This window comes from Firmicutes bacterium HGW-Firmicutes-1 (assembly GCA_002841625.1).
In the GTDB taxonomy this organism is placed as follows: domain Bacteria; phylum Bacillota; class Clostridia; order Lachnospirales; family Vallitaleaceae; genus HGW-1.
In genome coordinates this window covers 409,839-425,212 of the sequence record PHAG01000001.1, presented here as the reverse complement: position 1 = coordinate 425,212, position 15,374 = coordinate 409,839, and the positions used below count along the sequence as shown (strand labels likewise).

The 15,374-nt window shown below is 32.8% G+C and carries 12 protein-coding genes; 11 read left to right on the top strand and 1 reads right to left on the bottom strand.

Annotation, left to right across the window (positions count from 1 at the left end; translation table 11 throughout):
* Positions 1-34 precede the first annotated feature (34 nt).
* The 8 genes from CVU84_01775 (at position 35) to CVU84_01740 (ending at position 9,872) form a co-directional block, all read left to right on the top strand.
* Positions 35-547, top strand: a complete 513-nt coding sequence (locus CVU84_01775; GenBank protein PKM96466.1) for an adenine phosphoribosyltransferase — start codon at positions 35-37, stop codon at positions 545-547.
* 556 nt (positions 548-1,103) lie between these two features.
* Positions 1,104-3,320: a GTP pyrophosphokinase gene (locus CVU84_01770; protein ID PKM96465.1), complete on the top strand. Its 2,217-nt coding sequence runs from the start codon at positions 1,104-1,106 to the stop codon at positions 3,318-3,320.
* A 12-nt stretch (positions 3,321-3,332) separates the two neighbouring features.
* Positions 3,333-3,782: a D-tyrosyl-tRNA(Tyr) deacylase gene (locus CVU84_01765; GenBank protein ID PKM96464.1), complete on the top strand. Its 450-nt coding sequence runs from the start codon at positions 3,333-3,335 to the stop codon at positions 3,780-3,782.
* 13 nt (positions 3,783-3,795) lie between these two features.
* Positions 3,796-4,452 carry a hypothetical protein gene (locus CVU84_01760; GenBank protein ID PKM96463.1) on the top strand — a complete coding sequence of 219 codons (657 nt, stop codon included), beginning with the start codon at positions 3,796-3,798 and terminating at the stop codon, positions 4,450-4,452.
* Positions 4,400-5,932, top strand: coding sequence for a coproporphyrinogen dehydrogenase HemZ (gene hemZ / locus CVU84_01755; GenBank protein ID PKM96462.1), 1,533 nt, complete (start codon positions 4,400-4,402; stop codon positions 5,930-5,932). The genes CVU84_01760 and hemZ overlap by 53 nt, the downstream gene beginning before the upstream one ends.
* Positions 5,933-6,333: 401 nt before the next feature.
* A complete protein-coding gene (locus CVU84_01750; protein PKM96461.1) occupies positions 6,334-7,596 on the top strand; it encodes a histidine--tRNA ligase in 1,263 nt (420 codons plus the stop codon).
* Between the two features lie 36 nt (positions 7,597-7,632).
* Positions 7,633-9,426 (top strand): aspartate--tRNA ligase, encoded by a 1,794-nt coding sequence (locus tag CVU84_01745; protein PKM96460.1) that lies wholly within the window; start codon positions 7,633-7,635, stop codon positions 9,424-9,426.
* Positions 9,427-9,455: 29 nt separating this feature from the next.
* Positions 9,456-9,872 carry a hypothetical protein gene (locus tag CVU84_01740; GenBank protein PKM96459.1) on the top strand — a complete coding sequence of 139 codons (417 nt, stop codon included), beginning with the start codon at positions 9,456-9,458 and terminating at the stop codon, positions 9,870-9,872.
* Positions 9,873-9,958: 86 nt separating this feature from the next.
* On the opposite strand, the gene CVU84_01735 is transcribed toward CVU84_01740, so the two are convergent.
* On the bottom strand, positions 9,959-11,395 hold the full coding sequence (locus CVU84_01735) for a hypothetical protein (GenBank protein ID PKM96458.1): 1,437 nt from the start codon (positions 11,393-11,395) through the stop codon (positions 9,959-9,961).
* Positions 11,396-11,942: 547 nt separating this feature from the next.
* Between CVU84_01735 and CVU84_01730 the strand changes: the two genes are divergently transcribed.
* From CVU84_01730 to CVU84_01720, 3 genes are all read left to right on the top strand, one after another.
* Entirely contained in the window at positions 11,943-13,427 is a 1,485-nt protein-coding gene (locus tag CVU84_01730) for a hypothetical protein (protein PKM96457.1), read from the top strand.
* 330 nt (positions 13,428-13,757) lie between these two features.
* The gene (locus tag CVU84_01725) at positions 13,758-14,417 is read left to right on the top strand and encodes a hypothetical protein (protein PKM96456.1); all 660 of its coding nucleotides are present in this window, start codon (positions 13,758-13,760) and stop codon (positions 14,415-14,417) included.
* Positions 14,418-14,516: 99 nt separating this feature from the next.
* Positions 14,517-15,038, top strand: a complete 522-nt coding sequence (locus CVU84_01720; protein ID PKM96455.1) for a hypothetical protein — start codon at positions 14,517-14,519, stop codon at positions 15,036-15,038.
* Positions 15,039-15,374: the final 336 nt, after the last annotated feature.

The following is a 15,374-nucleotide window of genomic DNA, read 5'->3' as shown; positions in this document are numbered from 1 at the left end:
ATATGAAACATAAACTTCAAGTACGGAGGATGCTATGGATATAAAATCATTGATTCGTGATGTACAAGACTTTCCAAAAGAAGGAATTGTTTTTAAAGACATAACAACAGTTTTAAGAGATAAAGATGGACTGAGAACCTCTGTAGATCTAATGCAAGCATCATTAAAGGATGTTGATTTTGATTATGTAATCGGACCTGAATCTAGAGGATTTATTTTCGGAGTTCCAGTTGCATACAATATGAACAAGGGCTTTATACCGATTAGAAAAGTTGGTAAGCTTCCATATGCTACTAAAAGTAAAGAATACGATCTAGAATATGGTACTGCAGTAATTGAAATCCATGTTGATGCCATTCAACCTGGCGATAAAGTAGTTATCGTTGATGATCTTTTAGCTACGGGTGGGACATCAAAGGCTATTATTGAACTTATTGAAGAATTAGGTGGTGTGGTAGTAAAGCTTGTATACCTTATAGAGCTTGAATTCTTAAATGGAAGAAATATTCTTGGTGATTATCCAATTGATGCAATTATAAAATATTAACCCTATTTTAAAGGACGACTTCTAAGAATTCGTTCTTTAATTATAATATGCGGTATAAAAAATTAGAAAAGCGGCAACTAGAGTAACAAAAGTTATATTTATCATAGCCGATTTTCTTTTTGTAATGAAATGTGCGGCATAAGTAATTAGAAAAGCGGCAAGAAAAGTGAGGAAAAGTTATATTTATCATAGCCGATTTTCTTTTTGTAATGAAATGTGTGGCATAAGTAATTAGAAAAGCGGCAAGAAAAGTGAGGAAAAGTTATATTTATCATAGCCGATTTTCTTTTTGTAATGAAATGTGCGGCATAAGTAATTAGAAAAGCGGCAAGAAAAGTGACGAAAAGTTATATTTATCATAGCCGATTTTCTTTTTGTAATGAAATGTGCGGCATAAGTAATTGGAAAAGCGGCAAGAAAAGTGACGAAAAGTTATATTTATCATAGCCGATTTTCTTTGCTTGCATTTTGACATGAAAATCACTATAATATACTAAAACGCTAAGAAAGCATTTAATCAACATATCTATTACAAATTCTAAAGAAGTGGTGAATTATGCCTGACAAAATTTACGAAGATCTCATCATAAAAATTAAAAAATATCATCCAGCAGAGAATTTCGAAATGGTTGAAAAAGCTTATAGTTTAGCTAAATCTGCCCATGAAACTCAAATTAGAAAATCAGGTGAACCCTACATTGTTCATCCTCTTGCTGTGGCTTCAATTCTTGCTGATCTAGAATTAGACAAAGAGTCTATCACTGCTGGAATTCTTCATGATGTAATAGAGGATACACATTATACGAGTGAAGACATAGAAAGAGAATTTAACAAAGAGGTTGCTCTTTTGGTTGAAGGCGTTACAAAGCTTGGGCAAATATCTTATTCAACAGATAAAGAAGAAATTCAAGCTGAAAATTACAGAAAAATGTTTCTTGCTATGGCAAAAGATATTCGCGTTATTTTGATTAAATTAGCAGACAGACTACATAATATGAGAACCTTAAAATTTATGCCTGAAGAAAAACAAAAAGAGAAAGCAAAGGAAACTTTGAATATTTATGCTCCACTTGCGCATAGACTAGGGATTTCTAAAATAAAGGTTGAATTAGAGGACTTATCCTTTAGGTATTTACAACCTGAGGCCTATTATGATTTAGTTGAAAAAATAGATCGTAAACGTGATGACAGAATTAGATATGTAGAACAAATTAAATCTGAACTTGAGGAACAACTCAAGCAAGTTGGTATCGTAGCTGAAGTGGATGGTAGACCAAAACACTTCTTTAGTATCTACAAGAAAATGGTAGGTCAGAAGAAAACCTTAGATCAAATCTTTGATCTATTTGCTGTTCGTGTCATTGTAGATAATGTAAAGGATTGTTATGGTGTATTAGGAGTTATTCATGAGCTTTTCAAGCCAATTCCAGGAAGATTTAAAGATTATATAGCTATGCCAAAGCCAAATAATTATCAATCACTACATACTACCTTGATTGGACCTGAAGGTGAACCCTTTGAAATGCAAATTAGGACAAAGGAAATGCATAAGGTTTCAGAATATGGTATAGCAGCGCATTGGAAATATAAAGAAGGTAAGTCTTCAGGAGTAACAGAAGAAAGTGCTGAACAAAAACTAAACTGGCTACGCCATATTTTGGAATGGCAACGTGATATGTCAGATAACAAAGAATTCTTGGATGCGTTAAAAACAGACTTAGATGTTTTTGCTGATCAAGTATATGCATTTACCCCAACGGGAGATGTAATTGACTTACCTACAGGAAGTACACCGATTGACTTTGCTTATCATATTCATAGTGCAGTAGGTAATAAAATGGTAGGTGCTAGAGTTAACGGAAAAATTGTTACTTTTGACTATAAAATTAAAAATGGCGATAGAATTGAGGTAATAACCTCTCAAAACTCTAGGGGACCAAGTAGAGACTGGCTGAAAATTGTAAGAAGTTCCCAAGCAAAGAGTAAAATCAATCAATGGTATAGAAAAGAATTAAAAGAAGAAAATGTTCTTCGAGGCAAGGAAATGCTCGAAAAGTATGCAAAGTCCAAGAATACGAACCTGAATGAGCTAATGAAAAATGAATGGATGGAAAGTGTTCAGAGAAAATATGGTTTCAAAAATTGGGAATCTGTATATGCATCGATTGGTTATGGAGGCTTAAAGGAAGGCCAAGTTCTCAATCGATTACTTGAAGAGCAAAACAAGCTGTTAGGACATAAAGAGCTTACAGATGAACAAATCATCAAACAGGTTAAGGATAAATCAATTACTCCGACTGAAAGAAAATCAAAGAGTGGTATTATGGTTAAAGGTGTTGAGGATTTAGCAGTAAGGTTTTCTAGGTGCTGTAGTCCGGTTCCGGGAGATGAAATTGTCGGATTCATTACTAGAGGTAGAGGTGTTTCTATCCATAGAACAGATTGTGTTAATATGATCAACCTATCACAAGATGAACGGAATCGTTTGATAGAGTCTGAATGGCAGGTTCCAGGTAAATCTACAACCAATATATTATATCAAACTGAAATACAAATTATTGGTAGCGATAGAGTAGGTCTTTTGGTTGATATTTCTAAAATATTAACAGAAGAAAATGTTCCGGTTAAATCACTTAATGCAAGATCAGATAATGGTGGAAAAGCAGTGTTTAATATCACGATGGAAATCAACGGTGTTGAGCAACTAAATAAAATTATTAAGAAAGTTCGTAATTTAGAAGGTGTCGCAGAAATTATCAGACCAAATAACTAGGAGAACCTCATAATGAGAAGTGTTGTTCAAAGGGTATCAATGGGTCAAGTAGTTGTTGATGGTAAATTAATAGCAAATATTGGGAAGGGTATAGTAGCTCTTGTGGGGTTTCAAGCAGGTGATAGCGAAAAAGAATTTTTATTTGTATTAGATAAGCTAATCAATTTAAGGATATTTGAAGATTTAGAGGATAAGATGAATTTATCTATTCAGGATATTAATGGAGAATTGCTTGTAATTCCTAACTTTACTTTGTATGGAGATTGCAGGAATGGAAGAAGACCAAGTTATTCAAATGCTGCGAAGCCAAATGATGCTAGAATATTATTTCAAACGTTTTGTGAAACTGTGCGATCTTGTTTTCCAAAGGTGCAATTTGGTGAATTTCAAGCAGACATGAAGGTTTCATTACTTAATGATGGACCGGTAACACTATTAATCGATAGTGATAAGCGGTTTTAATCGAGCTATAAAGATGGTTAGTAGTGTGGTAAAGGAGAATACTATGGAGATAAAAACAATCGTAACAGGTGTACTTCAAACAAATACCTATTTAGTTATTAATGAAGGGGGAAAAGATGCAGTTCTAATTGATCCGGCAGCTGACTCAGGTATCATTCTTGAAGAAATTGCGGAATCTGATGTTAATCTAAAAGCAATCTTGATTACACATGGTCACTTTGATCATATAGGTGAGGTAGATTTCATTAGACAGCATTTTAATGTGCCTGTATATGCGCATAAGGATGAAGCAAATATGATGAAAAATGAAAAGGAAAATTTATCTTTGATATTTTTTGGTCGTAGTATAGTTGCACATGCGGACTCCTATATTGACGATGGTGATATTTTAGATTTTGGTGAAGGACTTGAGTTTAAGTGTATCGTAGTACCAGGACATACTTCAAATAGTGTGTGTTTTTATAATGATTCATATGACTTTTTGGTAACTGGAGATACATTGATGGCTGGGGCTATTGGTAGAACGGATCTTAATAATACAAGTGCAAAAATGTTAGCCAACAACATAGAAGAGAAACTTCTTGTACTTCCTGATCATACAGTTGTATACCCAGGACATGGTTATAAAACAAAAATCATTGTTGAAAAAGAATCTAATCCATTTTTGTAATAAGGTGATAAATATGGTAGTGCAAATGAATCGAGAAGACTTCATTTATGAAGTTAAAACATTTTTTAAGGTTTGCTTCCCAAATGAAGTAATATCATTTACGACTTTAACCAATCGTTCTTTTGATTTTGACATTCAAATAGAGGACGATTTTTTAAGTGTATCCTATTATTCAGAGGGGCAGCTTAAATACAATAGTGATGCTAGTAAAGAACAAATTCAATTTATTGGAGCTATCACAGATCGTGTTGAAAAGAGAAAAGAACAAAAAAAGCTTATGAAGCTATTAATCAGTAATGTAACTTATTTCATCACAGGTAAAGAACAGCCTTGGGGCATACTAACGGGTATTCGACCAACAAAGTTAGTCTTTAATTTAAGAAAGTTATATAGAAATGATACGAATAAAATTGTTGAAATTTTAAATAAGGATTATAAGCTATCAGATGAAAAAATTCAGCTTATGCTGAAAATCTCAGACAAAGAACATGCAATCCTCAGTAAAAATAAGCCGAATGAAATCAATCTATATATTGGGATTCCGTTTTGCCCAACAAAGTGTTTGTATTGTTCCTTCACATCATTTCCAATAGATAAATGGCAAAGTCATATTATGGACTATATAACTGCACTAAAAAAGGAAATTTCATTTATCTCGGATGAATTATTAAAAGGACAATTAAATCAAATTAGATCAATTTACATTGGTGGTGGCACCCCTACTTCATTAGATGAAGCGACCCTTGAAGTGCTCCTTGAAGCAGTTAAAGATGCATTTCCTTTAGAACAAATCGAAGAATATACCGTTGAAGCAGGTCGCCCAGATACGATTACAAGAGAGAAACTATTGCTTTTAAAGAGGTACGGAGTAGATAGAATTTCAATTAACCCTCAGACTATGAATCAAAAAACTTTAGATTTAATAGGTAGAAAACATACGCCAGAGGATATTATTAACACATATGAAATGGCAAAGGAAATAGGTTTTAAAACAATTAATATGGATCTGATTGTAGGGCTACCAGACGAAACCCCAGAGGATGTTAGAAATACAATCGAACAGATCAAAAAAATGGCGCCTAACAATTTAACTGTGCATACTATGGCTATCAAAAGAGGCTCTGCATTAAGTGATCATGAAGAAAAATATTCCTATGCATCTTCAGAAAGTATTGAAGAGATGATTTCTATTACTTCACAAGGCGCTTTAGAAATGGGTCTTGAGCCATATTATTTATATAGACAAAAACATATGGTAGGAAATTTTGAAAATGTAGGGTATGCAAAAAGAGAACATGAATGTATTTACAATGTCGAAATCATAGAAGAAAAAACCAACATTATCGCTTTAGGAGTTGGTGGGATTACAAAAATTGTTACACAAGATGGCAAAATAATCAACCGAATAGAAAATACCAAAGATGTGGCAGGATATATATCAAGAATTGATGAAATGATTGATAGAAAAAGGGGTATTTAAATTGATTATTCAAATTTGTCTTGACAAAAGCTTGTTTTATGCATAAAATAATCTAAAGAATAATAGATAAATCAATGACAAAGAAAAGTAGGTTCTTAACTTGTTTCAGAGAGAGAAGTCTAGGCTGTGAACTTCTTATCAAGAATTAACTGAAAAACACTTTGGAGTGATTGGCTGAAAAGTAATTAGTAGGCTGATTCGGCTCATCACCGTTAAAAGATTTAGCTGATAACAATTTGTTATAATTAGGGTGGCACCGCGGGAATATGTCTCGTCCCTTACCATTTGATTTTTTTTGGTAATGGATAGGCTTTTTTTTTGTTTACTAAGTAAAAATTGACATTCAATTTGTTTTTTATATAAACTATAGTTTTTTGATGTACAAGAAGGAGGAATTAACAATGCTAACACAAGCACCAAGAGGCACAAATGATATTTTTGGTGATTATATGACTGCATGGCAAATGCTTGAAAGCACAATGCGCAGTTTATGTAAGGATTTTTCTTTTCATGAAATAAGGACACCTATTTTTGAACATACGGAGTTATTTAGTAGAGGTGTAGGTGAAACAACAGATATCGTTCAAAAAGAAATGTATACTTTTACGGATAAAGGAGATAGAAGTATTTCATTAAAACCAGAGGGAACAGCTGGTGTAGTTAGAGCTTATCTTGAAAGAAACCTTTATGCAGATACGCAACCTACAAAGCTATTTTATCTTACACCTGCATTTAGATATGAAAAGCCACAAGCGGGTCGTATGAGACAATTTCATCAATTTGGTGTAGAGTTATTTGGTTCTGATCATGCTACTGCTGATGCAGAGGTTATTGCACTTGGAGCACAAATGCTCGAACGCCTTAATATAAAAAATGTGGAGCTTAATCTGAATAGCTTAGGTGGACCAGAATGTAGAGCAAAATATAACGAATTGTTAAAGGTGTTTTTAACCAATAATAAGGATAACTTATGTCCTACATGTAAGGAGAGATTAGAAAAAAATCCACTTCGTATTCTTGATTGTAAAAACGAGAGCTGTAAGGTTGTCATCAAAGATGCTCCTTTAATGCTAGATCACTTAGGCGAAGAATGTAAAGCGCATTTTAATGAGCTATTAGCCTTATTGGATGCTATGGAAATAAAATATACGGTTAACCCTTGGATTGTAAGAGGTCTAGACTATTATACTAGAACCGTTTTTGAATTTATATCTCAGGAAATTGGAGCTCAAGGAACTGTCTGTGGTGGTGGAAGATATAACAGTCTTATTGAAGAATGTGGAGGTTCTCCTACACCAGCGGTTGGATTTGGTGCTGGTATTGAAAGACTTTTACTGACAATCGAAGCTTCGAATGGAAAGATACAGTATGAAAAATCTGTAGATTTATATATTGGTACAATGGGAGCTGGGGCAACACGAAAGGCAGCCAATTTGGTCAATACCTTAAGAAAAAACAATATCAATGCAGAAATGGATTTGTTAGGTAGAAGTGTAAAGGCTCAAATGAAATATGCGAATAAAATAGGCGCTAGATATTCAATCATTCTAGGTGAAAATGAGCTAACGCAGAACAATGCTTTATTAAAAAATATGCAAAATAGTGAACAAATTCAAATATCACTTGATGAAATTACGAACTATATGAATTCTATGAAAAACTAGAACCTAATATGAATAAGGCTTAATGGAGGATTTATAATGAGTGAATCAATGCAAGATTTAAAAAGAACGCATCGTTGTACAGAGGTAAGTGAAAAGTGTATAGATGAAAAAGTAACTGTAATGGGATGGGTTCAAAAAAGAAGAGACTTAGGTGGATTGATTTTTGTGGATCTTCGTGATCGTACTGGAATCCTGCAGGTTGTTTTTGACCAAAGTTCAATTGGAGAAGAAGGCTTTAAAAAGGCAGAACAAATTAGAAGTGAGTATGTGATTGCATTAGAAGGTATTGTTGAGAAACGTACAGATGAAACGGAGAACACAAACCTTATAACAGGAACAATTGAGGTTAGAGCGAATGATTTACGTATCTTATCTGAAGCAGAAACGCCACCTTTCCAAATAGAAGAAAATAGTCAAGTTAGAGAAGAATTAAGATTGAAATATCGTTATTTAGATTTAAGAAGACCTGATCTTCAAAGAAACTTAATGATGCGTCACCAAGTTGCAAATATAACTAGAAATTTTATGAATGTTGAAGGTTTTATTGAAATAGAAACGCCGATGCTTACAAAAAGCACACCAGAAGGTGCAAGAGATTACTTAGTACCAAGTCGTGTACATCCTGGTCAATTTTATGCATTGCCACAATCTCCTCAGATTTTTAAGCAATTGTTAATGCTGTCAGGATACGATCGTTATATCCAAATTGCAAAATGCTTTAGAGATGAAGATTTAAGATCTGATAGACAACCTGAATTCACTCAAATAGATATGGAATTATCTTTTGTTGATGAAGAGGATATCATGGAGGTAAATGAAAGATTGTTGTCTGATATATTTAAAGAGGTTCTAAATGTTGAAGTTCCACTACCAATAGAACGTCTTACTTATCAAGAAGCAATGGATAGATTTGGTTCAGATAAGCCTGATACTAGATTTGGAATGGAGATTGTTGATCTATCAGCTGTTGTAGCTGATTGTGGATTCCAAGTATTTACTGGAGCAGTTGCAAACGGTGGTAGCGTACGTGCCATTAATGCTAAGGGTTGTGGTAACTTTCCGAGAAGACAAATTGATGCTCTTGGTGAATTTGCAGTAAATTGTGGTGCAAAAGGTTTGGCTTGGATTGCAATTACTGAAGAAGGGGAATTGAAGTCAGCGATTACGAAGTTTTTAAGTGAAGAAGAGGTTCAAAAAATCATTACTACCGTAGACGGCAAGCCAGGAGACTTAATTCTATTTTGTGCTGATAAGAATTCAGTAGTATATAATACTTTAGGAAATTTAAGATTAGAAATTGCTGACAAATTAGAACTACGAAAGAAAGATGAATTCAAGTTTGTTTGGGTTACCCAGTTTCCACTATTAGAATGGAGTGCTGAGCAAAAACGATTTGTTGCTATGCATCATCCTTTCACAATGCCTTTAGAAGAAGATCTTCAGTATCTTGAAAGTGATCCTGCTAGAGTTAGAGCAAAGGCTTATGACATAGTACTTAATGGGAATGAGATTGGTGGAGGTAGTATTAGAATCCACCAAAGAGAAGTTCAAGAGCGTATGTTTGCAGCACTTGGATTTACGAAAGAAGAATCCTATGATAGATTTGGATTTTTACTGAATGCTTTTAAATATGGAGTACCACCTCATGGTGGATTAGCTTTCGGCCTTGATCGTATTGTTATGCTTATGACGGGTTCAGATAGTATTCGAGACGTAATTGCATTCCCTAAAATTAAGGATGCTTCATGCCCAATGACAGAAGCACCAGGTAACGTAGAAAATAAACAGCTTGAGGAATTATGTATCAAAATCGATAAGCTTGAAATATAGCACTAATGGTATGCTAACGAGGTGATATTATGGCAGAATCAGGGCAAGTTATTGAAATAAAAGAGAATCTAGTTGTTGTTAGATTAGAAAGACAAGACGCATGTGCAAAGTGTAAAGCATGTGTAGCAGGATTAGAATCAAAAGATATGTTTATTGAAGCAGAAAATCTGTGCGAAGCAAGTGTAGGAGATTGGGTAAATATATCTCTTGAACAAAGCAACTTTTTGAGGGCTGTATTTATTGTTTATACAATTCCGCTGATTGCATTGATACTTGGTTTATTGATTGGATATTTAATATTTAGAACAGAAATAGGATCGATCATTGTTGGGTTTTCATTTATTACATTGGCTTTTTTAACCATTAAGCTTAATGAAAAACGATTTAATAATGGAAAGTACAGACCTATTGCAGAAGAAATCATTCATACAGATAAAGCAGAATAAGAGAAACGGAGCTATCTCAATAAAAGAAGTAATTCTATATTGAGAGCAGCTCCGTTTTTTATTTGGAATAGAAAGGGATATCTTGTTTAATCTATGTTTTTGTTGTTCGTGATATTTGAATCTAAATTTATGAATTCTGTGGTCTTTGATTCCGGTGTTCTAATATCAGAAATATTCAACTCTTTGGGTTCTAACTCTAGGGAGTCAAATTCAGGAGCTTTTAGTTCGGAGGCTTTTATATCTGCTGACTTTATTTCTTTAAGCTTATGATCTGTGATATTGAAGGGCTTATCTTCTTTTATATCTTTCATTTCCTTAGATAATCTTTGATATTTTTTACGCCATTTCTTACCTTCATATTGAACCTCCTTAGCGAAAGAGGCCAATTGATTGTATTGTTCAGTGATACTTTTTTGGAGCTCTTTTAGGTTATATACTTCTTGTTGTAACTTTTCTACTTTATTGTTGTCTTGTTCAATGGGTCTTGAAGGGGTCAAGGAACCTTTTAGCATTTCTCTTAATTCAGAATTTGTAGTTGAATAAAATAAAATATGATCTAAATCAATTTGAGATAATACAGCTATATTTGGTTGATGATCTATATATCCTAAAAAGATATTTCCGAGTAAGCTTGTGTTATGAAAACCATACAGATATATGTTTGTTATAGTATTATTCTGTAAGGTGCAACGTATTGGTTGTGAAAATGTACGACCTCCATCGTTAGAGAAAGCTGAATATAGTATCTGAGATGTTAAGTAATTAATCCATATAATATCATTGTAAATAAAAATAACAGGCTTGATTTTTTGGCCTATGGCAGTAATTTCTACAGAAATAAATTCAACATTTTTTCTTTGACCATAATAAAGAGTTGAGTGACCATATTTTTCTACAACATAGGTAATATGAATATTATCTTTTTGAGTGATGTAACAAAAGTCAGTAATTGGATATTCAGAAACCACTAGAGTTTCATAGTTTTCCCAATTGTTTGTAAGTATATTATAAGCGTATAGATTTAACTCATAGGTATTGTTATTCGTAATACAACAAAGCAAATAAATTACTCCGTCATGGATGGAGCATTGATATTTTGCATTGAGACTGGGCAATTCTAAAAGTGATTGTGGAGCAGTATTTGCACCTTCCTCAAAGTTATGAAAAATTAAGTCAGTGGTATTTTCATATGGATTTAATGCAGCATAAAATAAATAACTTCTATTATCAGAAACTAGTTGTAGATTGGTAATTTTATAGCTGTTATCAGAATCCTCAAGAAGAGTAGTTGAAGTATAACTTGAATCCTTACCAAATAGATGAACAATGCTGTTTTGAGATGTTTTATATATTAGATGTATTTTGTTACTGTCATCAATGCTTGCACAATAATCAGGGTAAACACTCTTCCCAAGAATGCTAGTTTTTTGTGAGTTTTTTTGTGGATAGCTTCTCCAATATATACTTTCTCCAACCTTGTTAATCAATATATTTTCATCATTGTTAAGTAGGAGATAGGCCATAGTGCATCAATCCTTTCGGTATTACCTTTATGCTATTATTACCATTATATGTTGCTGCTAATAAAAAGTTCCTTTTTTTAAGAGAACTTTTAAGTTTATTATTGTCCATTTTTATTGTGAGAACATGTAACACTAAGCTTTTTTAGCACATAAAATATATTGAAATCTTTTTTAAGGAGGAAATTAAAAGTGAGTGATTGCAAAATTTGTTTTCATAAAGGTGATGGGAAAATAATGCAACGACCAGTTGGTGGCGAATGTGAAAGATGTAATCCAAGACCGATATCACCAATAGAAGATGCTTGCGTATGTCCACCCCTCGGTGAACCTAGGGTAAAGTGGGGCAATCATAAGTAATTGTAATCAGGACAAATCGCCTAATCATATAAGATATAGGGGGTGATATTTGTGATTGGCTCATCAAAAATAATAAACAATTGTAAGCTCGTTAGTCTTTCGGAATTGACATATAATGAACATAGGCAATTTGAAATTAACACTAAAAAAACAATAGCTCGAGCTATAGGAAAAAAAGTAATCCAGATAATTGAAAAATAATGTGCAGGGAGAGATCGCGTTGAAACAAAGAGCTGCAGCATATATTCGAGTCAGTACTGCAGATCAAACAGAGTTTTCACCTGATGCACAATTAAAACAGATCAAAGAGTACGTAAATAAGAATAATATGATTCTATTAGATGAATATATTTATGCGGATGAAGGTATTTCTGGTAGATCAACTGGTAAAAGAATTGGTTTCAATAAGATGATTAAAGATGCCAAAAGAAAGCCAAAACCTTTTGATGTGATACTCATTCACAAGTTTAATCGATTTGCTAGAAATAGAGAAGATGCAATCATCTTCAAATCTCTGTTAAAACGTGATTGCGGTATCAAGGTAATATCCATTACGGAGCCGATTGAAGATGATAAGATAGGGATAATTATTGAGAGCATACTAGATGCATTTTCAGAGTACTATTCCATTAATTTATCTGAGGAAGTCAAAAAGGGAATGTGCGAAAAAGCTTCTAGAGGAGGTGTTCAATCCCGGCCACCATTTGGATATGACATCAAGGATAATAAACTGGTCATTAACCAAGAGGAAGCAAACATTGTTAAGATCATCTTTGATAAGTTCATCAACAAAGAATTCACATATCTCCACATTGCAAATTACCTCAATGAAATGGGGATCAAAACTAAAAATGGCATGCAATTTCAAAGTAAAACGATAAAATATATTTTAACGAACCCAACCTATAAAGGCTATTTACTGTGGAATAAAAAGGAGAAGAACGGTAGTATTAGAGCTTCAGCAAACTGGATACTAGCTAAGGGAGACTTTGAACCTCTTTTGACTGAGCAAGAATTTGAAAAGGCTCGGATGAGAGTTGAATTCCTTCTAGAGCACAATCGTAAAAACTCCAATCCTAGTGGTTCCTATAAACACTTCTTATCTGGGCTAATCATTTGTCAATCATGTGGTGGTAGAATGGTTTATACAAAGAGTGGGGAACTTGCTTATTTTCGTTGCAGGAAGGCGAAAGAAGGGGGTTGCTTCATGAAAGCGAGTATTAGGGCGGATATGATAGAAAAAGCTATCCTAGAGCAAGTTGAACGTGATTTAGACAATGTTGAACTGTTAGTGACGGATGTAGAGAGGACGAATAATGATGATGACCTCCTTTTTTATAAGCAACAGTTAAAAAATATTGAATATAAATTTAACCAAGTTAAGCAAGCTTATTTAAATGGTGTAGATAGCTTGGAAGAATACAAGGAGAGTAAAAAGACATTTTTAAAAGAAAAAGAGGTACTAATGGCGCATATAAGTGTAGACAATATGTACAAGGATAAAGCACACATGGAAGTAATTTTTAATAGCCTGGGACGAATTACTGATGTTGTAAATGGTGAATATACAATTGAGAAAAAGAGTAAAGTGTTAAAGTCATTTATCAAACAAATTGTATTAGATTTAAGAAATGATTCCTTCGAGATTGAGTATTATTTATCTGAAGAAGAATAGGAGGGCTGATGCATTTAAAGTGTATCAGCTTTATTCTAATAGACAATTTAGCGATTAAAAAAACTGCAACTGGATATCGTTACAATCAGATGTAGCCAATTTTTTCTGAAGGTAAATTGTAAATAATAAATCTTGATTTATTCTAATTTTATACTTAAATATAAAAAAAGTTGAATTTGAATTGAAGATAATATAAGATATATAAAGAGATAAGTAATGGATTATGATTGAAGAAGGATACTTTTTAGTGTAATTAGGCAAAACGAATGCTCCTAAAAAAATCATAGGTGACAGTATATACAATTTGAAAAATAAAGGAGTTTTGAAATTATGGGTTTAAGCAAGAATCAGATTGTTTTGCTGTGTTCGACTCCGTTATTATGTGGAACAATGATATATTTAGTTCCAGCCTTAACAATAACATTTGGGAAAACTATTGGGTACATTGCAGCTTTTTGTGTTTATTGGTTTGTATTTTGTATACCAATTTCCTTATATGTTTCTGGTGGGGTAAATGGATTGAAATCAATTTATTCGATGAAATCAGACGTGACAACTGTAACAAAATTTATCCATTATTTTATAGCATTTATACCTTGTATAGCAATTTTCTTTGTTGCATTTATTAAAGTAGCACCCCAAACAACCATTCAGATTTTGTTTGTTTCTTTATTTTGCGCACTTATAAATGGAACAATTGAGGAATTGTTTTGGCGAGGTGTGTTTAATAAGATTTTCAAAGACAAGATTTTTTTTGCGTATATATTCCCAGCAATATTTTTTGGGGTTTGGCACATTGGACTATTTTTAGCCAGGGGAATAAATTATCAAGGAGGTTTCATAGCCTTAGTTGGTGGGGCAACTTTTATGGGATGGCTTTGGGGTTGGATTGCATACAAGACGAAGTCAATTAAAATAACAACTACTGCACACATTATTAGTAATTTCCTTGCATTTACTACACTTATATATGAAAACTGGTATATATAAATGTTTTGTTCCAAATGAAAAAGATCAACTAAAACAAGATTCTAAGCATCTAAAGATGGGATACGATAACATAGTAACGAATGAAGTCAGGGAGGAAGTATGAAGAAAACACACATTTTCGTATTCATAACACTAATAATTTATAGCATAACGATATTATTATTAATACTCGTTAAAAAGGAAGAAGTTAATTCATTAACTCAAACTTTTAAGGATAATGAAGCAGCGTTTTTGAAGAATATTGATAGTGCAAATAGTGAGATTAGTGTCTTAAAGCAAGATAATATCAGATTGCAGGAAGAAAAATTAGAATTGATCCATAAAATGGAAGAGCTTACTACCATTGACGGAGCTTCAATCGAGGGGCTAAAAAAGAAAGGAATCAATGACATTAATATAATATTAAAGGATTTATTATTACACCTAGAACTCATTCCTTATGATGGAACTTTAGGTGGAACAATGAATTTTTTCAATATATATATTTTAAATGATAAATGGGTTTACGCAAGGTTTGAGGATGGACATATACAAGGATATGGAATTTACGAGTTTACAATTGATGAGGATCAGAAAATTTCATGGAAAATAATTGATACTATCTTAGATGGCAAGGATTAAGTTAGTTGAAAGGATGTAGTATGTCATATTCCTTAAAATGTCATATCCTAACGCTACAATCTACATTATTGAGTATAAGTATGTTAAAATAGATTATCAAGATACTGAACATTATCAAATAGTGAAGAGTTTCATAAATAATACAAACGGAATGACTTTATTAAAAGAAAAAGATAATGGAAAGGAGAAAATATGGAAATAATGAGCAATTCAGGTGGAACAAGCACATTAATAATAATCATGTATTTATTCTATATTGTATTTTTCGGAATTGGTTTATTTTGTACTATATTATTTATTAAACTTGCATTTAGAGGAATTAAAGCACTAGATATT

Coding starts and splice junctions, on each gene's coding strand:
- CVU84_01735 (PKM96458.1), bottom strand. CDS start 11,395: ATGGCCTATCTCCTACTTAACAATGATGAAAATATATTGATTAACAAG.
- CVU84_01775 (PKM96466.1), top strand. CDS start 35: ATGGATATAAAATCATTGATTCGTGATGTACAAGACTTTCCAAAAGAA.
- CVU84_01750 (PKM96461.1), top strand. CDS start 6,334: ATGCTAACACAAGCACCAAGAGGCACAAATGATATTTTTGGTGATTAT.
- CVU84_01770 (PKM96465.1), top strand. CDS start 1,104: ATGCCTGACAAAATTTACGAAGATCTCATCATAAAAATTAAAAAATAT.
- CVU84_01725 (PKM96456.1), top strand. CDS start 13,758: ATGGGTTTAAGCAAGAATCAGATTGTTTTGCTGTGTTCGACTCCGTTA.
- CVU84_01740 (PKM96459.1), top strand. CDS start 9,456: ATGGCAGAATCAGGGCAAGTTATTGAAATAAAAGAGAATCTAGTTGTT.
- hemZ (PKM96462.1), top strand. CDS start 4,400: ATGGTTATAAAACAAAAATCATTGTTGAAAAAGAATCTAATCCATTTT.
- CVU84_01745 (PKM96460.1), top strand. CDS start 7,633: ATGAGTGAATCAATGCAAGATTTAAAAAGAACGCATCGTTGTACAGAG.
- CVU84_01720 (PKM96455.1), top strand. CDS start 14,517: ATGAAGAAAACACACATTTTCGTATTCATAACACTAATAATTTATAGC.
- CVU84_01760 (PKM96463.1), top strand. CDS start 3,796: ATGGTTAGTAGTGTGGTAAAGGAGAATACTATGGAGATAAAAACAATC.
- CVU84_01765 (PKM96464.1), top strand. CDS start 3,333: ATGAGAAGTGTTGTTCAAAGGGTATCAATGGGTCAAGTAGTTGTTGAT.